The organism is Rhodospirillaceae bacterium (assembly GCA_002746255.1).
Lineage (GTDB): Bacteria > Pseudomonadota > Alphaproteobacteria.
This window is the reverse complement of record NVWO01000005.1, coordinates 86,346-105,795: the sequence shown is the minus strand read 5'-3', so window position 1 is coordinate 105,795 and position 19,450 is coordinate 86,346. Positions and strand designations below refer to the sequence as shown.

General features: G+C 59.5%; 24 protein-coding genes. 7 read left to right on the top strand and 17 right to left on the bottom strand.

From position 1 onward, the window contains the following. The first annotated feature begins 7 nt into the window (after positions 1-7). A complete protein-coding gene (locus tag COA65_04900; protein ID PCJ60194.1) occupies positions 8-643 on the top strand; it encodes a class II aldolase in 636 nt (211 codons plus the stop codon). A 370-nt stretch (positions 644-1,013) separates the two neighbouring features. Continuing rightward, positions 1,014-1,580 (top strand): hypothetical protein, encoded by a 567-nt coding sequence (locus COA65_04895; GenBank protein ID PCJ60163.1) that lies wholly within the window; start codon positions 1,014-1,016, stop codon positions 1,578-1,580. Between the two features lie 9 nt (positions 1,581-1,589). Here the strand turns inward: COA65_04895 and COA65_04890 are convergent, their stop codons facing one another. The 9 genes from COA65_04890 to rfaD all read right to left on the bottom strand — a co-directional run bounded on the left by COA65_04890 (position 1,590) and on the right by rfaD (position 9,863). Continuing rightward, positions 1,590-2,690: a redox-regulated ATPase YchF gene (locus tag COA65_04890; protein PCJ60162.1), complete on the bottom strand. Its 1,101-nt coding sequence runs from the start codon at positions 2,688-2,690 to the stop codon at positions 1,590-1,592. Further along, positions 2,680-3,303, bottom strand: a complete 624-nt coding sequence (locus COA65_04885) for an aminoacyl-tRNA hydrolase (GenBank protein PCJ60161.1) — start codon at positions 3,301-3,303, stop codon at positions 2,680-2,682. Before COA65_04885 ends, COA65_04890 begins: the two co-directional genes overlap by 11 nt. A gap of 10 nt (positions 3,304-3,313) precedes the next feature. Then, the gene (locus COA65_04880; GenBank protein PCJ60160.1) at positions 3,314-4,000 is read right to left on the bottom strand and encodes a 50S ribosomal protein L25/general stress protein Ctc; all 687 of its coding nucleotides are present in this window, start codon (positions 3,998-4,000) and stop codon (positions 3,314-3,316) included. A gap of 77 nt (positions 4,001-4,077) precedes the next feature. Further along, positions 4,078-5,010: a phosphoribosylpyrophosphate synthetase gene (locus tag COA65_04875; protein PCJ60159.1), complete on the bottom strand. Its 933-nt coding sequence runs from the start codon at positions 5,008-5,010 to the stop codon at positions 4,078-4,080. Between the two features lie 157 nt (positions 5,011-5,167). Then, positions 5,168-6,085: a hypothetical protein gene (locus tag COA65_04870; protein PCJ60158.1), complete on the bottom strand. Its 918-nt coding sequence runs from the start codon at positions 6,083-6,085 to the stop codon at positions 5,168-5,170. Positions 6,086-6,155: 70 nt separating this feature from the next. Then, entirely contained in the window at positions 6,156-6,926 is a 771-nt protein-coding gene (locus COA65_04865; protein PCJ60157.1) for a polyphenol oxidase, read from the bottom strand. A 6-nt stretch (positions 6,927-6,932) separates the two neighbouring features. After that, positions 6,933-8,072 carry a methyltransferase gene (locus COA65_04860; GenBank protein PCJ60156.1) on the bottom strand — a complete coding sequence of 380 codons (1,140 nt, stop codon included), beginning with the start codon at positions 8,070-8,072 and terminating at the stop codon, positions 6,933-6,935. Further along, positions 8,051-8,851: a prolipoprotein diacylglyceryl transferase gene (locus tag COA65_04855; GenBank protein ID PCJ60155.1), complete on the bottom strand. Its 801-nt coding sequence runs from the start codon at positions 8,849-8,851 to the stop codon at positions 8,051-8,053. The genes COA65_04860 and COA65_04855 overlap by 22 nt, the downstream gene beginning before the upstream one ends. A 25-nt stretch (positions 8,852-8,876) precedes the next feature. Then, positions 8,877-9,863: an ADP-glyceromanno-heptose 6-epimerase gene (rfaD, locus tag COA65_04850; protein PCJ60193.1), complete on the bottom strand. Its 987-nt coding sequence runs from the start codon at positions 9,861-9,863 to the stop codon at positions 8,877-8,879. Positions 9,864-9,990: 127 nt separating this feature from the next. Here rfaD and COA65_04845 point away from each other — a divergent pair, with 127 nt between their 5' ends. The 4 genes from COA65_04845 to COA65_04830 all read left to right on the top strand — a co-directional run bounded on the left by COA65_04845 (position 9,991) and on the right by COA65_04830 (position 12,535). Beyond that, positions 9,991-10,281 (top strand): pyrroline-5-carboxylate reductase, encoded by a 291-nt coding sequence (locus COA65_04845; GenBank protein ID PCJ60154.1) that lies wholly within the window; start codon positions 9,991-9,993, stop codon positions 10,279-10,281. Positions 10,282-10,454: 173 nt separating this feature from the next. Next, a complete protein-coding gene (locus COA65_04840) occupies positions 10,455-10,958 on the top strand; it encodes a hypothetical protein (protein PCJ60153.1) in 504 nt (167 codons plus the stop codon). Between the two features lie 27 nt (positions 10,959-10,985). Then, entirely contained in the window at positions 10,986-11,795 is an 810-nt protein-coding gene (locus tag COA65_04835) for a pyrroline-5-carboxylate reductase (GenBank protein PCJ60152.1), read from the top strand. Positions 11,796-12,067: 272 nt separating this feature from the next. After that, complete coding sequence (locus COA65_04830) at positions 12,068-12,535, top strand: hypothetical protein (GenBank protein ID PCJ60151.1); 468 nt, start codon at positions 12,068-12,070, stop codon at positions 12,533-12,535. A gap of 105 nt (positions 12,536-12,640) precedes the next feature. On the opposite strand, the gene COA65_04825 is transcribed toward COA65_04830, so the two are convergent. From COA65_04825 to COA65_04815, 3 genes are read right to left on the bottom strand one after another with little or no spacing between them, the layout of a single operon-like run. Continuing rightward, positions 12,641-13,948 (bottom strand): two-component sensor histidine kinase, encoded by a 1,308-nt coding sequence (locus COA65_04825; protein PCJ60150.1) that lies wholly within the window; start codon positions 13,946-13,948, stop codon positions 12,641-12,643. 23 nt (positions 13,949-13,971) lie between these two features. Then, the gene (locus COA65_04820; protein PCJ60192.1) at positions 13,972-14,652 is read right to left on the bottom strand and encodes a DNA-binding response regulator; all 681 of its coding nucleotides are present in this window, start codon (positions 14,650-14,652) and stop codon (positions 13,972-13,974) included. 42 nt (positions 14,653-14,694) lie between these two features. Then, complete coding sequence (locus tag COA65_04815; GenBank protein PCJ60149.1) at positions 14,695-15,192, bottom strand: MarR family transcriptional regulator; 498 nt, start codon at positions 15,190-15,192, stop codon at positions 14,695-14,697. 94 nt (positions 15,193-15,286) lie between these two features. Between COA65_04815 and COA65_04810 the strand changes: the two genes are divergently transcribed. After that, on the top strand, positions 15,287-16,168 hold the full coding sequence (locus tag COA65_04810; GenBank protein ID PCJ60148.1) for a branched-chain amino acid aminotransferase: 882 nt from the start codon (positions 15,287-15,289) through the stop codon (positions 16,166-16,168). A 19-nt stretch (positions 16,169-16,187) separates the two neighbouring features. On the opposite strand, the gene COA65_04805 is transcribed toward COA65_04810, so the two are convergent. Genes COA65_04805 through pgsA form a run of 5 tightly spaced genes read right to left on the bottom strand, consistent with a single transcriptional unit; the run spans position 16,188 to position 19,381 of the window. Beyond that, entirely contained in the window at positions 16,188-16,646 is a 459-nt protein-coding gene (locus tag COA65_04805; GenBank protein PCJ60147.1) for a molybdenum cofactor biosynthesis protein MoaE, read from the bottom strand. A gap of 3 nt (positions 16,647-16,649) precedes the next feature. Beyond that, the gene (gene moaD, locus COA65_04800; GenBank protein PCJ60191.1) at positions 16,650-16,901 is read right to left on the bottom strand and encodes a molybdopterin converting factor subunit 1; all 252 of its coding nucleotides are present in this window, start codon (positions 16,899-16,901) and stop codon (positions 16,650-16,652) included. Positions 16,902-16,915: 14 nt separating this feature from the next. Beyond that, on the bottom strand, positions 16,916-18,172 hold the full coding sequence (locus COA65_04795) for a molybdopterin molybdenumtransferase MoeA (protein ID PCJ60146.1): 1,257 nt from the start codon (positions 18,170-18,172) through the stop codon (positions 16,916-16,918). Next, positions 18,169-18,747 carry a molybdopterin-guanine dinucleotide biosynthesis protein B gene (gene mobB / locus COA65_04790; protein PCJ60145.1) on the bottom strand — a complete coding sequence of 193 codons (579 nt, stop codon included), beginning with the start codon at positions 18,745-18,747 and terminating at the stop codon, positions 18,169-18,171. The genes COA65_04795 and mobB overlap by 4 nt, the downstream gene beginning before the upstream one ends. Position 18,748: 1 nt before the next feature. Next, positions 18,749-19,381 (bottom strand): CDP-diacylglycerol--glycerol-3-phosphate 3-phosphatidyltransferase, encoded by a 633-nt coding sequence (gene pgsA, locus COA65_04785; GenBank protein PCJ60144.1) that lies wholly within the window; start codon positions 19,379-19,381, stop codon positions 18,749-18,751. Positions 19,382-19,450 lie beyond the last annotated feature (69 nt).

The window sequence follows — 19,450 nt, the reverse complement described above, 5'->3', positions numbered from 1 at the left end:
AAAGGCGATGGTGGCCATCTGTCGCGCCATGGTGGAACGGGGCCTTAATCGCGGCCGTTCGGGGAATGTAAGCGCGCGTTGCGGGGAACAATTTTTGATGACGCCATCGGGCATCGATCCCGCCGACATGGGGCCGGGTGATCTGGTCTTGATGGATTTTGACGGGTGCGCGCATGGGCCGCACGAAGCGTCTTCCGAGTGGCGCTTTCACCGGGACATTCTGGCGGCGCGCCCGGAAACAAATGTTGTCCTGCACGCGCATCCGATTTTTTCGACGGCGCTGGCCTGTCTTGGCCGCGACATTCCGGCCTTTCATTACATGGTGGCGATGGCGGGCGGCGCGTCCATCCGTTGCGCCCCTTACGCGACCTTCGGCAGTCAGGAACTTTCCGATCATGCCCTGGCGGCGTTGGCAGACCGCCGCGCCTGCCTGCTTGCCAATCACGGGATGATTTCCCTTGGGGGAAGTCTTTCCAGTGCCTTGGCCTTGGCCGTCGAGGTCGAAGCGCTTTCTGAACAATATGCCCAGGCGCTGGCCATCGGCGAGCCGGTCCTTCTTTCAGATGTCGAGATGGCGACGGTGCTTGAAAAATTTCGCACGTACGGTGCGGCGACGATTGGCGACGAACCATTCACCGCGTGAAACGAAGTAATGGCTATACATGGAATGTAACTCGTTACGCTTTATGGCATCTATAACGTCGTGAAAGTCCTCAAGTACTTGTCCTAAAACTGCGAAAACTCGCAAGGGGGACCATAATGAACGCGAACTTTCTAAAAATTCTCCTGGTTCTGGGGGTAATTCATCTGCCATCACCAGCGTTTGCCTACACGACGGGAGAGTTAGCCAATGCCTGCATTGCGGGTGATCGGGCAAGCATAAGGTATTGCGAAGGCTACTTGGGCGGGTTCAATGACTTAAATGCTTTGCTCCCAGCAGTAGATAAAAACCGCATCTTTTGCGCGCCAAAAGAGGGCCTCGCACCAGAACAGCTAAAACTGGTTTATCTCCGATGGGCAGCCAACAATCAAAAGGATTGGGACAACTCTGCTCGGGTCTCTGTGCTGCTTGCCATGCAGCAATATTATCCCTGCCGGTCGTAGCGGCGGAAATTACCGGCAAGGTTCGGGTAATTGACGGGGGCACGCTCAGCTTTTCTGATGGCCCCACCGTTCGTTTAATCGGCATCGACGCCCCTGAACTTAGCCAGAAACCGTGGGGGGCACTGGCTAAGAAGATTCTGCAAGACATGATTTCCGATGCCCTCGAAGACCTCTCCTGCCGGGCTGAAGGGAAAGACAGGTATGGGCGAATTTTGGCGACCTGCTTAATCGGTGCGTCGGGGGATATTGCTGGGGGCCTGGTTGCCCAAGGCTCGGCCCTTACCTACCATCGCTATTCTGATCGCTATATTGCCACGGAAGAAAAGGCTCGCGCAGCCGATCTGCACGCTTATGGCGCTATATCGACGGTGCTGATCCTTTCGGATGCCGAAATGGCGACGGTGCTTGAAAAGTTTCGCACCTACGGTGCCACCTATGGTGCGGCGGCCGATGCGACTGGCGAGAGTGACGCCTAGGGGCCCGTCCTAAACGTTGAAGCGGAAATGCAGGACGTCGCCGTCCTGAACCACATAGTCGCGGCCTTCAAGGCGCATCTTTCCGGCTTCCTTCGCGCCTGTTTCGCCTTTGCATGCGATGTAATCGTCATACGCAATCGTTTCCGCCGCAATGAAGCCGCGTGTGAAATCTGTATGGATCACGCCGGCGGCCAGTGGCGCGGTCAGGCCCTTTTCGATGGTCCAGGCGCGCGCCTCTTTGGGGCCGACCGTGAAAAAGGTGAGCAGGCCGAGCATTTCATAGCCTGCCCGAATGACGCGCGCGAGGCCAGTTTCCTCAAGGTCAATGGCGGCGAGAAATTCGGCGCGATCTTCTTCACTTTCAAGGACGGAAATTTCGGCTTCGATGGCGGCGGAAATAACCACGCAAGGCGCGCCGTGTTCTTTTGCGTAAGTCTCCAGCGCTCTGGAATGGGCATTGCCGCTTGCGGCGGCGGCTTCTTCGACATTGGCGATGTAAAGGACAGGCTTCGTCGTAAGAAGCTGTAGCTTTTTAAGAAGGCCTTCTTCGTCGGGTTCAATGGACGTCGTTGAGGCCGGGTTTCCCTGTTGCAGGACGGCCAGGGTGCGTTCCATCAAATCCAGCTCTTCGCGGGCTGCCTGGTCGCCGCCGCGCAATTTTTTCCCAAGCGCGACCGTCCGCCGTTCCAGGCTTTCAAGGTCGGCCAGCATCAATTCCGTCTCGACCGTCTCGGCATCGCGAACCGGGTCGATGCTGTCTTCGACATGGGTGACATCGCCGGATTCGAAACAGCGAATCACATGCAGGATGGCGTCCACTTCGCGGATATTGGCAAGAAACTGATTGCCGAGGCCTTCGCCCTTGCTGGCGCCGCGCACCAGGCCCGCGATGTCGACAAATTCCAGATGGGTCGACAGGATTTTGGCGGATTTTGCCAGGGCGGCGGCATCGTTCAGGCGCGGGTCCGGCACGGCGACGCGCCCGACATTCGGCTCGATCGTGCAGAAGGGGTAATTGGCGACCTGGGCCGCGGCGGTTGCGCTAAGGGCGTTGAATAACGTGGACTTTCCGATGTTTGGAAGGCCGACGATGCCACATTTAAATCCCACTGGGGGCCTCGCTGGATGGCTTTTTTGATTTTGGCGGGGCCAGGGTCTGGGCGACGCTGTTTAGAAAACGGGCGTCGTCGCGGACAAGAAGCCCGGCATGTTCGGCGATGGCGTCAAGCAAGGGTGCCAGCCAGAGCTTTTCCCCCTTTGAAAAATCGGCAAGCACATAATTGGCAACCCGGTTCCGGTCACCGGGGTCCCGGTCACCGGGATGGGCGACGCCGATACGAAGCCGCCGATAGTCCACCCCGATATGCTGGTCAATGCTGCGAAGGCCGTTGTGGCCGCCATGGCCACCGCCGGACTTGATCCGCATTTTGCCGGGGGCAAGGTCAATGTCGTCGTGAACCACCAGCACATCCTTGGGCTCAAGTTTGTAAAAGCGGACGGTTGCGGCAAGGGCTTTTCCGGAATCGTTCATGAAGGTTTCCGGCTTCAGGGCAATCGTCTTTTCGCCGTCCAGGGTGCCTTCGGCAGCAAGGCCGGAAAAACGCTTTCGGAACGGCCCGAAATGATGCCGGCGCGCGATCGCATCGACGGCCATGCGACCGGCGTTGTGACGGTTGCCGGCATATTCCGGACCGGGATTTCCAAGGCCAACCAAAAGCAACATAACGCGCCGCCTATTCGGACTTGGCGGCGCCGTCGTCCTTCTTCTCGCCGCCCTCGGCTTCGCCCTCGGCTTCGGCTGCAGCTTCTTCAGCGGCGGCCGCTTCCTCGGCTTCTTCACCGGCGGATTTAAGCGCGGAAGGTGCCGCGACCGCAGCAATTGTGAAATCGCGGTCGGTGATCACCGTGCGCACGTCATCGGGCAGGGGAATGTGGCTGATGTGAATGGAATCGCCAACTTCAAGCCCTTCCAGATCGGCCGTAAGCACGTTGGGAATATGGGTTGCCCGGCAGATAAGGTCAATTTCATGGCGAACGATGTTCAGGACGCCACCGCGCTTCAGTCCGGGCGAGAGTTCTTCGTTCCTGAAGACAACCGGGACCGCGACGGTGATCGTCGTGTTTTCGGAAACGCGCATGAAATCAACGTGAAGCGGCACATCGGTCAGGGGATGCAACTGCACGTCGCGCGGCAACACGCGATGGCTTTTGTCGCCTGTCTTCACGTCGAAAAGACGCGTGAAGAATCCGGGCTGACGCAGCTCTCTATTCAGATCGCGGGGGGAAAGCGTAATGGAAATTGGGTCTTCCTTGTTGCCATAGATCACGGCAGGCACACGTCCTGCACGACGATCGGCACGGGCGGCCCCCTTTCCGGCCCGTTCGCGGACTTCCGCAGTAAACGTTATAATATCGCTCATAAAAACTCTCCTTCTTCTACGTCCGTTCCGCTCTTGAAAAGCCGGCCTCCAGGGGTGCCGCGCTGCAAGCTTCCTTCCTAATCGAATAGGTAGGAAACGGAACTCTCCTCACTGATTCGTAACATGGCTTCGGCCAGCAGCGGTGCAATGGATATCTGGCGGATCGTCTTGGCATTGGTGACGGCTTCCGTCGCCTGGATGCTGTCGGTAATCACAAGGGTTTCAAGGGGCGACGCTTCGACCCGCGCGGCTGCTTCGCCGGAAAGTACACCATGGGTGGCATAGGCGGAAACCGAAAGGGCACCCACTTTTAGAAGGGCGGTGGCGGCGTTGCAGAGCGTGCCGGCTGAATCAACGATGTCGTCGATCAGAAGGCAATGCTTGTTCTTGACGGTGCCGATGACGTTCATGACTTCGGAAATGCCGGCCCGTTCGCGCCGCTTGTCGATGATGGCAAGGTCGGCGTCGATGCGGCGCGCAATGGCGCGTGCGCGCAAGACGCCGCCGACATCCGGTGAAACGATGGTCAGGTCTTTGCCGTTGTATTCTTTGCGGATGTCGCGGGTAAAGACCGGTGCGGAAAAAAGATTGTCGACGGGAATGTCGAAGAACCCTTGGATCTGCGCCGCGTGAAGGTCAAGGGTCAGCACCCGGTTTGCACCGGCAATGCCGATGAGGTTGGCGACCAGCTTTGCCGAGATCGGCGTGCGCGGCCCGGTCTTGCGATCCTGACGGGCATACCCAAAATATGGAATGACGGCGGTGATCCGCTTGGCCGAGCCACGGCGAAGGGCGTCGATGGCAACCAAAAGCTCCATCAAATTGTCATTTGCCGGATAGGACGTCGGCTGAATGGCAAAAACATCTTCGCCGCGAACGTTCTCGTGAACTTCGACAAAAACCTCATTGTCGGCAAAACGCCGAATTTCGGCATTGGCCAGTGGCAGTTTAAGCCACGCCGAAATTGCTTCGGCAAGTGGCCGATTGGCGTTGCAATTAAGGACTTTCATGCGGAATTCCTCGTGCGTCGCACGGGCCCGGCGCCGACGCTTACGTCTTCTGGCCCATTTCTGCCCCTTGAGGCGGAATGCGGGCGGAATGTAACAGCGCGGCCCCGGGCTTGTAAATGACGAAAGGGGCCGGTTTGTGGCCTCTCAATGGGGAGTGTCAGAGGGGTTTCGACCCGTTTTCGCGGCGCATTGCTTCGATAAGGGCGTGGATGCCTTCCACGGTGCCGGCGGCGATGGCGGGGGCAAGGCGGCCCCAGGCCGCATCCATCCCCCCGGCGGGGATGGTGTTTTTCTGGGTGAAGGCGCCGACGGCCTTGCCATCCGGGCGGATTAGCGACCAGGCAATCTCGACCGATTGCTGCCCCGCTTTCACGTCGCCGTCGCCTATGTGGATATCGCCAAGCAGGACCAGGCCCGGCTCCTGATTTTCGCCCACCTGGGGAATGCCGGCGCGCGCCATTGCCGAGCGTAGGGCAAAGAACAGCGCGCGTTGCCCGTCGCCCGGCGCGCCGGTGATGGGCCAGATGGCGATGGCTTCCGATGCCGGGTTGAGGGCCGATGACAGGGGGGCGTTGCCCCGGGCAAGCCGGGCGATTTTGTGGGCCGCGGCCACCGCCAGGCGATCGAGATGGCGGGGGTCGCGTTCCCAATCAGCTTCGGGCAGGGTCTTGCTTTCATGGACATGGCCAATCTCGCCATCCGCTGTGCGGAGCGTCCAGTCAAAGTCCATGCGAAGCCCCCGGGCCGTCGGTGTTGCCGTTGCCTCGCCGTTAAGAAGGAGGCTCGCTTCGTTGCGGTTGGCGGCACTTGCCGGGATGCCTTCGGCGTGTAGCGTTGCCAGAACGGTGCCCGCCACCCGGACCGCCTGGGCTTCTGGCAGGCCTTTAAAATTCCCCATCCACAGGCCCGGCCCCTGGGGCGGCAGCAGGAATGTCTTCTCCGTGCTGGAGCGTGTCCCCGGTGCAAAAGGCTGGGACAAGGGGCCGCAGGCGGCCAGCAGGCAAAGGCCAACACCCAGGCCAAGCCCCGTATAAAGCGATCTTAGGAGTCCGTTCCGTCGCAATTCAGGCAACACAGCTTGCAAGGAGTCCCAGAAAAAGAGCAATCCCAAGAAAGGAAAAAAACTGTAAAAAATACGGCATTGGCTAGGCCCCGTTTTGGATCGCAATGGCGGAAAGAACGCGCCCATAATCGGGTTCGCCCTTGTGGGTCGCGCGGCGATAGCTAAAAAAGCGGGCGGGTTCGCAATAGGTGTCGGCGTCGATGCGGGTCGGTTTTATGACGCCCGCGCCGCGAAGCCTGGCTTCGACATAGGCACCAAGGTCAAAGCGAAAGCGGCCCGCAGGCGTCCCCTGGAAGAACCGCGCGTTGTCGGGGTCTTCGGCCAGAAACGGGTCTGGAAAGCCGGGCGCGACTTCATAGGATTGCTGGCCGATGCAAGGGCCGATGACGGCCTGAATGTGGGCCAGCCTTGCGCCCTGGCCAACCATCTCGGCGAGGACGGCTTCAAGCACGCCTGTTTTTGCCCCCCGCCACCCGGCATGGGCAGCGCCGACAATGCCCCGGTCCGGGTCTGCCAGAAGCACGGGCGCGCAATCCGCCGTCAGGATGCCGATGGCAAGCCCGGTGGTTTTTGTCACCAGGCCGTCCGCCTCAATCGGCCTCGCCGGGTTGAATGGCCCGGTTACGAAATGGACATGGGTGCCATGCACCTGGCTTGCCGTTACCAGGCCGTCCCTGGGCAGCCCAAGCCGGTCCATCGTGCGGCGGCGGTTTTCGGCCACATGGGACGGCGTGTCGTTTGATCCGGGGCCGCAATTTAACGACGCATAAATCCCCTCGCTGGTCCCGCCTTCTCGGGTGAAAAAGCCATGGGCAATTCGCGCCAAGCCTTGGAAAGAAGGATGGGTCAGCATGGGCCGCTATCCCTTTGCGTCAGAATCTGAGGCTGCGTCAAAACCGGCAATGGCAACCAGATCGGGATGGGCGATCACCAGCACCTGAAAGAGGGTGCCCATTTCCTTAGGGTCGATCAAGCGGTGGCAGGCGGCATGGATTGCTGCCGCCGTGGTTGCGTCTGCCGATTGCGCAAGCTGTTCGGCGCGCGGGCCGATCCCAAGGCGTTCGAGAAAGACGCCCTGGGGCAAGCAAGCCGGCACGCGCGCGCCGCTTGCGCGCGCCGCCTCGCCAAGGGATTGGAAATCGACATGGGCGGTTAAATCCGCTTCACCGGGGTTCGCAAAGGGGTCGTGGAAGCGATGGCCGCGAACGGATTGAAAACTTTCACCAGACTTTGTAACCGGGGGTCCGTAATCGAGGACAAGGGCCGCGCCGCCGCAGCGGCGCACGCGTTCGCCAAGGCCTTGGGCGAGGGAAAGGGCGGGTAGGGAAATCTCGACGATGCTTCCTGTCGGGGCATCGCGGATTTGAGCCGGAATTTGCTGCGGCAGGGTCACGGTGTCGGCAAGGGTAAAACAAAAACCGCCCGGCGACGGCGAAACCGTCACCGGCAAAACCGTCACCAGTCGTTCCCGCCAGCCGTCGACCGTCCGTTCATATTGGCGGATGGGCAGGGCATCAAAAAATTCATTTGCCAGCAGCAAGGTCGGGCCTTCTGGCACGTCGTCGAGATGGTCGTGAAAAACCGGCTGAAACGCTGCCAGGGCGCGCGCCTGAATGTCGCGCAAGGCCGCGCTGGTTTCGACCAGGTGCAGGCGCAGGGCCTTTTGAAAACCGGGGTTGCGACAGGCGACGCGAAGGGCGTCCTGCATCAAGGTGCCCCGGCCCGGCCCGGCTTCGATCAGGCGCAGGGTCGGTGGCGACCCCATGGCTTCCCACAACACTGCGCACCAGCCGCCAAGAAGCTCGCCAAAGACCTGGCTGATTTCCGGTGCGGTGATGAAATCACCGGACGTGCCGAAAGGATCGCGGTGCTGGTAATAGCCATGTTCGCGATGGCTTAAGGCCAGGGTCATGTATTCGGCAAGCGAGATGGGGCCGCCGCGTTCGATGCGTCGGCAAAGAAGCTGCGCAAGGGCGTTCAGGCGGACGGTTTTTTCCATGCCAGAAAGATCAGGCCAAGCCCGGCGAGAAGGACGGGGAGGGAAAGCAGTTGGCCCATGGTAAGGCCCGGTCCGATGAAACCGATCTGCAGGTCCGGCTGGCGAAAAAACTCGACACCGAAACGCGCCAGGCCATAGCCACAGAGAAAGAGGCCACCAAGAAGCCCGGGCCGCTTGCGCGCCTGTGTAAAACGCATGACGCCATAAAGAATAAGAAACAGCAGCGCGCCCTCAAAAAATGCCTCGTAAAGCTGGCTTGGGTGGCGCGGCTGCGGGCCGCCATTTGGAAAAACGACGCCCCATGGCAAATCCGTTGCCCGGCCATAAAGCTCGCCATTGATAAAATTGGCCGTGCGTCCCAGAAGCAGTCCGATGGGGGCTGCGCAGGCAACCAGATCGCTAACGGCAAGGAAGGAAAGCTTTTGCCGCCAGCAGAAAATGGCGACGGCCAGAAAAACGCCGGCCAGGCCGCCGTGGAACGCCATGCCGCCCCGCCAGACGGCCAGAATTTCCATCGGATGGCTCAGATAAAAGCCGGGATTGTAAATCAGGACATAGCCGAGGCGGCCGCCGAGAAGGACGCCGAGGGTGGCCCAAAGCAGCAGATCGTCGGCTTGTACGCGGGTCATCGTCATCGGCGCCTGTGCCGCCAGGGCGCGCAAATACTGCCACCCCAGAAGCAGGCCCGTCACATAGGCAAGCGCATACCAGCGAATCGCAAAGGGGCCAAATTCAACAAGGACGGGGTCGATGGCGGGAAAGGGAAGGGCGAACAGCATGGGGCAATCCGTTCAGGCGTTGGCGTTAGATATAGGGGTCTGCGGTGTTGAGATAGTCGCGGACGTAACGGGCGACCCCTTCTTCAAGGGAGCAAAAGGGAAGATCGCATCCGGCCTGGCGAAGGCGCGACATTTCGGCCTGGGTGAAATATTGGTAGCGCGCGCGGATCGCTTCCGGCGTGTCGATAAATTTGATATTCGGTTCCATATTAAGGGCCTGAAAGATGGCATGGGCAAGGTCGAGAAAACTTCGGGCCTTGCCGGAACCAAGGTTGAAAAGGCCGTTGGTTTCCGGATGGTCGTACAGCCACAACATGACGGCCACGCTGTCGCCGACCCAGATAAAATCCCGAAGCTGGCCGCCATCGCCATAGTCCGGGTTGTGGGACCGGAAAAGCCGCACCGGCCGCCCGGCTTTCGCATCGGGGAAAATCTGGGCGATGACGCTTTTCTGTGCCCCCTTGTGGCCCTCGTTCGGCCCATAGACGTTGAAGAATTTAAGCCCTGCCCATTGCGGTGGCGTGGGGCCGCGCGCGTGTGTGATCTTCGCGACATGTTGATCGAAGAGGTGCTTGCTCCACCCATACGGGTTAAGCGGCTGCAATTTGGCCAGCGCCTCTGGGGATCCGTCGTCGTCAAAGCCTTGCGATCCGTCGCCGTACGTGGCGGCGGACGAGGCGTAAAAGAAGCGGATGCCTTCCTTGATGCAGTGCTCCCATAAGGCGACGGAGAGCCGAAAATTTGTCTCCAGAAGGCGTTCTTTGTCCAGCACGGTCGTATCGGAAATGGCGCCGAGATGGAAAATTGCCTCGATGTTGCCACGGTGGCTCTCAAGGAAAGTGAAAAGATCTTCCGGGTGCACGGTCTCGAGATGGTCGCGCTTGGCAAGGTTTTGCCATTTTTCGCCATCGTTCAGGCGGTCGCAGACGGCCAATGCTTTCTGACCGCAGGCCTCAAGGCCAGCCAACAGATTCGAGCCGATAAAACCAGCGCCGCCGGTCACCAAAATCATGTGGTTTTTTCCTAATCTCCCGCCCCCCTTATAGGGGCCGGGCCGGGCCGCCGCAACCGAGGCGAAATGGTTGCCAGCTTTGGCGCGACCCCACATAATGCCGCCCTTCAACGCGAGGGTGGCGGCCATGAGTTTTAAAAACCGTTCTTTTGACGATCTTGCCCGTGTTGCCGGCGGGGCTCTGGGCGCGCTTGGTGCGTTCAAACAGGAAATACGCGATCTGGTGCGTCAGCAGATCGACCGTCTGTTGGCCGACCAGAACCTGGTTCCCCGTGAGGAGTTCGAGGCGGTAAAGGCGATGGCGGCGCGTGCGCGAAGCGAACAGGCCGCCCTGGAAAAACGTGTCCTTGCCCTTGAAGGGGCATCTGACAAAGCGAAGCCAAAAGCGAAAGCCAAGCCCCAAAAGAAGAAGGTATAACCCGCCCCATCCCCCGTGATCGTGCGGCGGTGGTCCCCCGGGGGCGGTGGTCACTCCTGCCTTGCGCCATGGACGACATTCTGGCAGTTTAGCCGGTATGGTGTGCTACCACGCGGTATGACGCTATATCTCGTGTCCTTATGGGCCCGCTACTCGTTTGGGGAACGTCTGCGATGACCATGGTTTCCACGTCGATTCTGCATCGGCCCTCGAATCCGCTCGATCTCGTCGAAGAACTCTTCATTCGCCAGGACCTGCTGTTCAAGCGGGCAAGCAGGGAAGAGCTTTCCGCCGATGCGCCCGGGCGGTGGTGCAATTTCAATCTTTATTTTGCCTGGCGCAAGGAGGCGGATGCGTTGCATTTCTCCTGTGCAATGGATCTGCGCGTGCCGGCGTTAAAACGGCCACCGGTCGCCGAACTTCTGGCCTCGGCAAACGAACGGCTGTGGCTTGGCCATTTCGACATGTGGTCGGAGGATGGCCTGCCGATGTTTCGTCATACGCTCCCGCTTCGTGGCGTCCATGGCGCAAGCTCGGAACAGATCGAAGATTTGGTGGAGACGGCGTTGGTTGAGTGCGACCGCTTCTATCCGGCGTTGCAATTTGTGCTTTGGGGCGACAAAGGACCGGAGGAGGCCCTGCGCCTCGCCATGCTCGATACGGTCGGGGAAGCCTAGGCTCTGCCCGGCGTAGGGTGGGATAAGGTGGAAGGATCCGTTCTTCTCATTGGCTGTGGAAAGATGGGCGGCGCCATGCTGGGCGGCTTGCTCGAAGGCGGCCTGGCGCGCGAACAGGTCATCGTTGTTGAGCCAATGCCCAAGGCCCTTGAGGCTCGTTATGGCGGCGGGCTTCGCGTCCTTTCTTCAATTGGAACCTTGGAAGACAGCTTGCGGCCGGCGGTTGTCGTTGTGGCCGTCAAGCCTCAGGCGATCGAAACGGTCCTTTCTGACTGTCGCCGCTTTGTCGGGCCCGACACCGTTTTTCTTTCCATTATAGCTGGCAAACGCATCGCCCTTTTCGAGGAAAAACTGGGGCCGGCGGCCATCGTGCGCGCCATGCCGAACACGCCGGCGGCCATTGGCCAGGGCATGTCGGTCGCCTGTGCGAACGCTTCCGTCACGCACGCCCAGCGTGCCCTTTGCCAGACATTGCTTGAGGCGGTCGGTGATATGGACTGGGTCGAGGACGAAGCGTTGCTGGATGCCGTGACGGCGGTTTCCGGCAGCGGCCCGGCTTATGTCTTTCTGTTTGCGGAATGTCTGGCAAAGGCAGGGATCAAGGCCGGGTTGCCGGCCGATCTGGCATGGCGGCTTGCGCGCGCGACGCTCAGCGGCAGCGGTGCCTTGTTGCAGCGCTCGGACGACGCGCCCGATGTCCTTCGCCAAAACGTCACCAGCCCCGGTGGCACGACTGCGGCGGCCCTGGACGTGCTGATGGCGGCGGGCGGGTTGCAGGCGCTTCTGGATCGCGCGGTCGCGGCGGCAACGGTCCGCTCCCGGGATCTCGGCGGCTGATTGCCATTTATATGCGGCGATGCATCATTCAATAATCAGCTATTTTCTGCCGTTATTTTGCGCCATCATCGGCGTCAGCGCCCTAATTTATTGTGCACTGCAAAAAAAATGCTTGACGGCACAGGTTCCCCAGACGATATTGCCATTCATATTGTGCGTTGCAACATTATTATGTTGTGTTGCAAGATTAAAGGACGTGAACGGGGTTGCAGGCCATTTGCCGCAGCCTTCTGGAAAGAAACTGAGAATAAAACCCACAGAGGATAAAACCCATGGATAAATTCAATCCCTTTTTGAACGAAGAGATGACAAAACTTTTTAAAGGTTTTGCTGTGCCGCAGGTGAACACCGATGCCTTGGCTGAAATTCAGCGCAAGAATCTGGAAGTGGCGACGGCAGTGAGCCGGCTGGTCTTTGAAGGCTTCCAGTCCCTGACGACGCGTCAGAGCGAAATTGCGAAGGACCGCATCGAATCCTACACGAAAGGCACGGAAGCGATTGCGGGTTCCAAGACGCCGGAAGAGGCGGCAACGAAGCAGGCCGATCTGGCCGGGTCGCTTTTCGAAGAGACGGTTGCGGATACCGGCACGCTTACGGATCTTGCGACGAAATCTGCAACCGCAATCTTTGAGGTTGTCGAGCAGCGTTTTACAGAAGGCCTCGATGAATTTCGCAACGCCGCGCAGCAAAACGGCAAGGCGAAAGCAAATGGCAAGGCCCCAGCGAAGGCGGCCAAGTAGTCGGCCTCGTCTCTCCAAGTCAGGCTGGCCTTGTCAGGCTAGCCTTGTCAGGCCGTTGTTGAAAAAGCCGCCGGTTTTCCGGCGGCTTTTTTTTGCGCGACGCGGCTAGAGCGGCAGCCGGATCCGTACGCGCAAGCCGCCGAGGGGGGAGGCGTCGAGCGCAATATTGCCACCATGTCCACGGATGACATCGCGGCTGATGGCCAGCCCAAGCCCAACGCCGCCGGTCTCGCGATTGCGCGACGTGTCCAGTCGGTAAAAAGGGCGAAAGACTTCTTCGCGTTTGTCGGGGGGGATGCCGGGGCCATCGTCATCAATCGTAATGACGACGCCATCGTTGCGTCTGCCTGCGCGAACGGAAATATGCTCGGCATGGCGCTGGCTGTTGGAGAGAAGATTGACAAGGGCGCGCTTGAACGCGTCGCGCCGCAACGGCAAGACCATGTCGCCTTCGACGTGCAGATCAATCGCGGCCCCCTCCCGGCGCGCGCTCGCCACAACCTCGTCAAGCAAGGCGCCAAGATTGACCGCCACGGCGTTTTCGCCGCCCTCGCCACGGGCAAAAGCAAGGTAGCCTTCCAGCATGGTTTCCATGTCGTTGATGTCGGTTTGGATATTGGCGATGTCCGGATGGTCCGTCATGAGGGCCAGTTGCAATTTGATCCGCGTCAGCGGCGTTCTCAGATCATGGGAAACGCCGGCCAGCATCTCCGTCCGCTGGGAAATCTGGCGCTGGATTCGTTCCCGCATGAGGGTGAAGGCGCTGGCGGCCTGACGCACTTCCAGCGCCCCCGCCTGCTTGAAATCGGGCACGTCGAGCCCCCGCCCGAAGCGGTCGGCGGAAATAGCAAGACGGCGAAGCGGACGCACCTGGTTGCGCATGAAAAGGGTTGCGATTGCAAACAGGACAAGGGAAACCCCGACCATCCACAGGATGAAGATATAGGTGGTTGAACTGAACAATCGCTTGCGTGACACAACAATGCGCAACACGCCTTCCGGCATCTTCACATTTATCAGGACTTCCCGGTCGTAGCTTTGCGTGTCGATCTGAAAGGGATACGGAAGATGTACCGCAAGCTCACGCCGAAGCGTCACGTCGAGAGAGCTGAAAAACGGGTCTGGCAGCGCCGCAGGAAGCGTTTCGCCTTTTCGTAATTCGGTGCGAATTTCGAGCAGTTTCAGGACCGGATCAAGACGCGCTTTTTGCGGCGGCAAGGCCGCGCCGGTTTCCATCAAATGGATGATGACGCCGATCTCGCCGGCCAGGCTGCTGGCAAGGTGGCGGGTGATGGTATACCAGTGGCGTTCGTAGAAAATATAGGCTGAGACGACCTGCAGCAGGATCAGCGGCATCACGATGATCATCAGGGAACGCCCGAGAAGCGTTTGCGGCAGGAAGCGTTTAATCATCCCTCTGTCCTAGCAATCTTGTCCTAGCGGTCCGGCCACAACACATAGCCCTGTCCGCGAATGGTTTGCAGATAGCGGGGCAGTTTTGGGTCCGGTTCGATTTTACGGCGAAGCCGCGTCACCTGTACATCGACAGTGCGGGTCCCTCCGTCAACGCAGCTTTTTTCGACAAGCTCTTCCCGGCTTAGGGCTCTTCCTGGGTTTTGTGCCAGGACGGAAAGCAGGCGCGCCTCGGTGCTTGTCAGGCGCACCAACTCGCCATTTTTTCGCAATTCCTCGCGCGCAAGGTTGAAGGAAAAATCCCCAAGGAAAATTTCCGTCACCACGTCTCCGTCCACTTGCGACCGGCGAAGGATGGTTTGAATGCGCAGCACGAGTTCCCTCGGCTCAAACGGTTTTGGCAAATAGTCGTCGGCGCCGACCTCCAGCCCTTTGATGCGGTCGTTCGCTTCCCCCATTGCCGTTAAAAGCAGAATGGGGATGTTGCTGTCTTGACGAAGCGCATGGGTGAAATCAATGCCGCTTTCGCCCGGCATCATGACGTCGAGCACGATCAGATCGAACGCCAGGCTTTGAAGCTTGTCGCGTGCGTCTTTGGCATCCTGCGCCGTCGTTACCCGAAAGCCATTTTCCGAGAGGTATTTTTTCAACAGGTCGCGCAGTCGTGTGTCGTCATCGACAACCAGAATATGCGTGCAGTCCATTGTCATGGGGGGAGTATAGCGCAGCCAGGCCGATGGCGGGGGTCAGGTTCCGGGGTTGCGGTTGCGTCGGGGTTTTGTCTTGGTTTCCTCGTCGATGATGCCGGCGAGAACCTTGCGGTATCCCTCGACGGCCTCGGCACCGGCGGCGCGATAGGCACGCGCGACGCGCCGGCGCTGGGATTCAGAGAGCTTGCGTTCAAGCTCGGCCCCTTTTGTGGTGAGTTGTAGCAAGCGTTGGCGACGGTCCCGCTGTCCGGGTTGTGGGGTGATGAAGCCCTGGCGAACAAGTTCGCTGAGGACGCGCGACAGGCTTTGCTTCGTGATGCGAAGAATGTCCAGCAGCTCGCTGACGCTGATCATGGGATAGCGTCCGACGAAATAAATAACCCGGTGATGGGCCCGGCCAAGTTTGTTTTTTGCAAGGATTGCGTCGGGTTCGGCCGTAAAATCACGGTAGGCGTAGAACAAAAGCTCCATGCCCTGGCGCAGCTCCTCTTCGCGCAGAAACAGTGGGTTCACGCCGGATTTTACGTCAGTCATGTTGACATATATGGACGGGAATGTTACTCGGATCAATACCCTTTTCCGTGGGACGAGGGATTTCTAAGGGTTTTTCCAGGAAAGTACGCTGCCGATGTCGGTGTTGCCCTTCGATGATCGCGATGGGGTCATTTGGTACGATGGTTCCATGGTTCCATGGCGCGAGGCGCAGCTTCATGTGCTCAGCCATGGCCTGCATTATGCGAGCTGCGTGTTTGAAGGCGAACGTGCCTATGGCGGCCATATCTTCAAATTGACGGAGCATACGGAGCGGCTGTTCGCTTCCGGCAGAACCCTTGGTTTCGACCTTCCCTATACAATTGACGCCATCGATGCCGCCTGCCGCGAGGTGATCGAAGCGCTTGAAATTTCGGACGGCTATATTCGTCCGGTCGCCTGGCGGGGAAGCGAGATGATGGGCGTTGCCGCCCAGGAAACCAAGATCCACGTTGCCGTCGCCGCCTGGCCCTGGCCGTCCTATTTTTCGAAGGAGGCGCGCCTCAAAGGCTTGCGGCTGAAAATTTCAGAATGGGCCCGTCCAGCGCCGAACACGGCACCGACCCAGACAAAGGCTACCGGCCTTTACATGATTTGTACGCTTTCAAAGCACAACGCCGAGCAGGAAGGCTATGACGACGCGCTTATGCTTGATTGGCGGGGGCGGGTTGCGGAAGCGACGGGGGCAAACATTTTCTTCATCAAGGACGGCGTGCTTCATACGCCATCGCCGGATTGTTTCCTGAACGGTATTACGCGGCGAACGGTTATTGAGCTGGCGCGTCAGCGCAACATTGTGACCGTTGAGCGGGCCATCCAGCCGGAAGAAATGGCGACCTTCGAAGAGGCCTTTCTCACCGGCACGGCGGCCGAGGTCACGCCGATCCGCGAGATTGGCGAGTTTCGCTTTTCCGTGGGCGAGATGACCCGCAATTTGATGGAAGATTACGACCGTCTTGTGCGCAACGGCACTGATTAGCCGTCTTCTAAGAGGAAGATTACGGGTCTTTCTTTTTCCAGTTTTTCGCCGCAGCTGTGTCCGTATTGCACGCCTCGACCCAGCGTTTGCCCGCCACCGTTTCCTCCTGTTTCCAGAAGGGTGCCTGGGTCTTTAGCCAGTCCATCAGAAACTGGCAGCTTTCGAACGCCGCCTGGCGGTGGGCCGACGCCGTTGCCACCAGCACGATCGCCTCACCAAGTTCAAGCTTCCCGTAACGGTGGACAATCAGGCTGCCCTCCAGGGGCCAGCGGCGGTTGGCTTCCGCTTCGATTTTCTCAAGCGTCTTTTTGGTCATGCCGGGATAATGTTCGAGGGTCATGGCCGTCACCGCCTCGCCCTGGCTTTCGTTGCGGACGAAGCCGATGAAGGTGGCCACGCCACCGATTTTCGGATTTCCGGCCGTCAGTTTTTCGATCTCGACGTTGACGTCAAAGCGTTGCCGCTGCACGCGGATCATTGCCTAGCCTCCGGTGACCGGTGGGAAAAGCGCGACTTCATCCTTCGGGCCGACCGGGTGGTTGCCGGCGGCGTAACTCTGATTGATGGCAACGCGCACCATTCTAAGGTCGGCGAGGGCGGCACCATGGCCGTCGCTTCGCCCCTTCAGCCATTCCAGCAGGGCGTCGATGTCGCGCACGTTTTCCGGCGGCGTCACCTCTTCTTCGGCCAGGCCCACTTTTTCCCGCAGCCAGGCGAAATAGACAATTTTCATGGTATCACCTCGCTTCATGGCATCACCTCGGCATAGGACAGAAATTCAATGTCCATGCCTTCCTCGACATTGGTCAGCGCTTCGGGAAGTTCGACCAGACCATCCGACCAGACCATCGAAGACAGAATTCCCGAACCTTCGCGCGGAAACACCTTGGCGACAAGTGCGCCCTTGGCATCGCGGGTCAATCGACAGCGCAGCCATTCGCATCGTCCGGCCTTCTTTTTCATCGCGAAGCCAGCCTTCACTCGGGTGATAAGCGGCTCCGTGTTTTTTGCGCCCGCCAGACGCAGGATCGCCGGTCTGGCAAAACGCAGGAAGGTGACGATGGCGGCAACCGGGTTCCCGGGCAGGCCGATGAAGGGCACATGTCCCACTTGGCCAAGCGCGATGGGGCGGCCCGGTTTGATGGCCAATTGCCAGAAGTAAATTTTGCCCATCGTGTTGACGGCAGTGCGAATGTGATCTTCCTCGCCGACCGAGACGCCACCGGAGGTAAACAAAAGATCATGGTATCTGGCGGCGTCCTTCAAGGCATCGCGAATGGCCTCCAGACGGTCCGGAAGAATGCCAAGATCCGTGACGGCGCAGCCCATTCCGTTTAACAGCGCCATCAGGGTATAGCGATTGGCATCGAAAATACCACCATCGGGCAAATCCGTGCCCGGCTCGTGGATTTCGTCCCCGGTCGAAAAAACAGCCACCCGAAGGGGCGTAAACACGTCCAGCTGCGTCCGGCCGATGGAGGCAGCAAGCCCGATATCCTGCGGCCGAAGCCGGTGCCCGGCGGCAAGCACGCCGTCGCCTTTGCGGATATCTTCACCGCGCCTGCGCCGGTTCGCGCCGCGCGCAATGCCCGCTGGAAGCCGGACGCAATCTGCGTCCACGGTGCAATCCTCCTGCATGAAGACCGTGTCGGTGCCTTCCGGCATGGGGGCGCCGGTAAAAATGCGCACCGCCTCGCCGCGTTTTGCGGCGCGGTCCAGAGGGTGCCCGGCGGCAACATGCCCGGTGACGGGCAAGCTGGTTTCGTCTGTTTTGCCAAGGTCGTCAAAGCAGACGGCGTATCCGTCCACGGCAGCGTTATCATGGGGCGGCACGTCAAGGGGGGAGACGACGTCTTTTGCCAACAGGCGGCCCGCCGCCGCGTTTAAGGGAACCGTTTCAATGTCCGTTACGGTGTTTAGGCGCGCGTTTAGAATGCCAAGCGCTTCTTCCATCGGTATGCGCCGGTCGCCCGCTTTAAAACAATCGTCGCGAAGCTCGCTCATGCGGCTTGCCCCATCCGCTGGATGACAAAGTCGGCGATGGCGGCGATGTCGTTCAGGTCAATCAGGGGAACGCCAAGCCCGGCAATGGGGCCGTCGCTTGCCACGGCGACGATGCTGCTGTCTTCCTTGCAAAAAAGTTCCTGGCTTACACCTGGGCGATGGACTTCAAGCTTGCCAAGGGGGCATGCGCGCCGTCCCTCGACAAGAATAAGATCGACCGGCTTCATCTGTGCGGTCAGGGTCAGAATGTCGGGGCTTTTCCCGCCCGGCTCATGTTCGTGAAACAGCGTCCAGCGGCTACGCGACGCCAGCATGACTTCCTTCGCGCCTGCCATGCGATGGTTGTGGCTATCCTTGCCCGGTTGATCCAGGTAGATGTCGTGATGCGAAAGTTTCACCGTCGAGACGGAAAGGCCCCGGGCCTTTAATTCCGGCAAAAGTTTTGTCATCAGGGTTGTCTTGCCGCTGCCACTGGTGCCGGTAATGCCGAAAATATTCGTGTGTGGGCGCTTCACTTTCTGCCTTTTCACCTGTTCGGAAGATGTGTCCTGAGGCTTTGTATCTTCTAAAGGCATGTCAGGTCTCCGGGGCTGATTTCCGCGAATCTTCTTTCAGGTCCTGCTTTTTCCGATCCGGCGCGGGCGCTGGCGTTGCAGGCGCTTTGAGAAGGTGCCCCAACCCGTGCTGGAAATAATCGACGGCGGTAATTAGCGTCAACAGGGCTGCTGCCCAGATGCCAAATGTGCCGATCTCGCCAAGCGGCAGAAAGGGGACGACATCGCCAAGCAGCAGAAAGCCGATGGCCAGCATTTGAATGGCGGTTTTCCATTTTGCCAGATAGCTGACCGGCACGCTGACCCGGATTTCGGCGAGAAATTCCCGCAGGCCGGAAACAAGAATTTCCCGGCACAGGATRACCAATGCMGGCAGGACGGCGAGGCCTGAAATGCGATCAAATGCYACCAGCATGACGATGGCGACGGCGATCAGAAGCTTATCGGCAATCGGATCCAGGAAGCGGCCAAAGCCGGATTGCTGTTTCCAGGCGCGCGCCAAATAGCCGTCGAAGAAATCTGTGATGCTGGCCAGGGCGAAGATCGCAAAGCTGGTCCATTGGGCCGTCACCCCTTCCAGATAAAATGCAGCGATAAACAGGGGCAGTGAGAGGATGCGCGAAAGCGTCAGAAGGTTTGGAAGGTTGAGAATCATGGAGCGTCTATCCAGAAGGTCGTGGGCCAGAAGGTGGCGGGCATCCGCTGCGCCCGGCCAGTCTTGGCT

Bases quoted from the DNA above. Each gene is read 5' to 3' on its own strand.
- COA65_04900 (PCJ60194.1), top strand. From the start codon at position 8: ATGGTGGCCATCTGTCGCGCCATGGTGGAACGGGGCCTTAATCGCGGC.
- COA65_04895 (PCJ60163.1), top strand. From the start codon at position 1,014: ATGGGCAGCCAACAATCAAAAGGATTGGGACAACTCTGCTCGGGTCTC.
- COA65_04885 (PCJ60161.1), bottom strand. From the start codon at position 3,303: ATGTTGCTTTTGGTTGGCCTTGGAAATCCCGGTCCGGAATATGCCGGC.
- COA65_04880 (PCJ60160.1), bottom strand. From the start codon at position 4,000: ATGAGCGATATTATAACGTTTACTGCGGAAGTCCGCGAACGGGCCGGA.
- COA65_04875 (PCJ60159.1), bottom strand. From the start codon at position 5,010: ATGAAAGTCCTTAATTGCAACGCCAATCGGCCACTTGCCGAAGCAATT.
- COA65_04865 (PCJ60157.1), bottom strand. From the start codon at position 6,926: ATGCTGACCCATCCTTCTTTCCAAGGCTTGGCGCGAATTGCCCATGGC.
- COA65_04860 (PCJ60156.1), bottom strand. From the start codon at position 8,072: ATGGAAAAAACCGTCCGCCTGAACGCCCTTGCGCAGCTTCTTTGCCGA.
- COA65_04855 (PCJ60155.1), bottom strand. From the start codon at position 8,851: ATGCTGTTCGCCCTTCCCTTTCCCGCCATCGACCCCGTCCTTGTTGAA.
- rfaD (PCJ60193.1), bottom strand. From the start codon at position 9,863: ATGATTTTGGTGACCGGCGGCGCTGGTTTTATCGGCTCGAATCTGTTG.
- COA65_04845 (PCJ60154.1), top strand. From the start codon at position 9,991: ATGAGTTTTAAAAACCGTTCTTTTGACGATCTTGCCCGTGTTGCCGGC.
- COA65_04840 (PCJ60153.1), top strand. From the start codon at position 10,455: ATGACCATGGTTTCCACGTCGATTCTGCATCGGCCCTCGAATCCGCTC.
- COA65_04830 (PCJ60151.1), top strand. From the start codon at position 12,068: ATGGATAAATTCAATCCCTTTTTGAACGAAGAGATGACAAAACTTTTT.
- COA65_04825 (PCJ60150.1), bottom strand. From the start codon at position 13,948: ATGATTAAACGCTTCCTGCCGCAAACGCTTCTCGGGCGTTCCCTGATG.
- COA65_04820 (PCJ60192.1), bottom strand. From the start codon at position 14,652: ATGGACTGCACGCATATTCTGGTTGTCGATGACGACACACGACTGCGC.
- COA65_04815 (PCJ60149.1), bottom strand. From the start codon at position 15,192: ATGACTGACGTAAAATCCGGCGTGAACCCACTGTTTCTGCGCGAAGAG.
- COA65_04810 (PCJ60148.1), top strand. From the start codon at position 15,287: ATGTCGGTGTTGCCCTTCGATGATCGCGATGGGGTCATTTGGTACGAT.
- COA65_04805 (PCJ60147.1), bottom strand. From the start codon at position 16,646: ATGATCCGCGTGCAGCGGCAACGCTTTGACGTCAACGTCGAGATCGAA.
- moaD (PCJ60191.1), bottom strand. From the start codon at position 16,901: ATGAAAATTGTCTATTTCGCCTGGCTGCGGGAAAAAGTGGGCCTGGCC.
- COA65_04795 (PCJ60146.1), bottom strand. From the start codon at position 18,172: ATGAGCGAGCTTCGCGACGATTGTTTTAAAGCGGGCGACCGGCGCATA.
- mobB (PCJ60145.1), bottom strand. From the start codon at position 18,747: ATGCCTTTAGAAGATACAAAGCCTCAGGACACATCTTCCGAACAGGTG.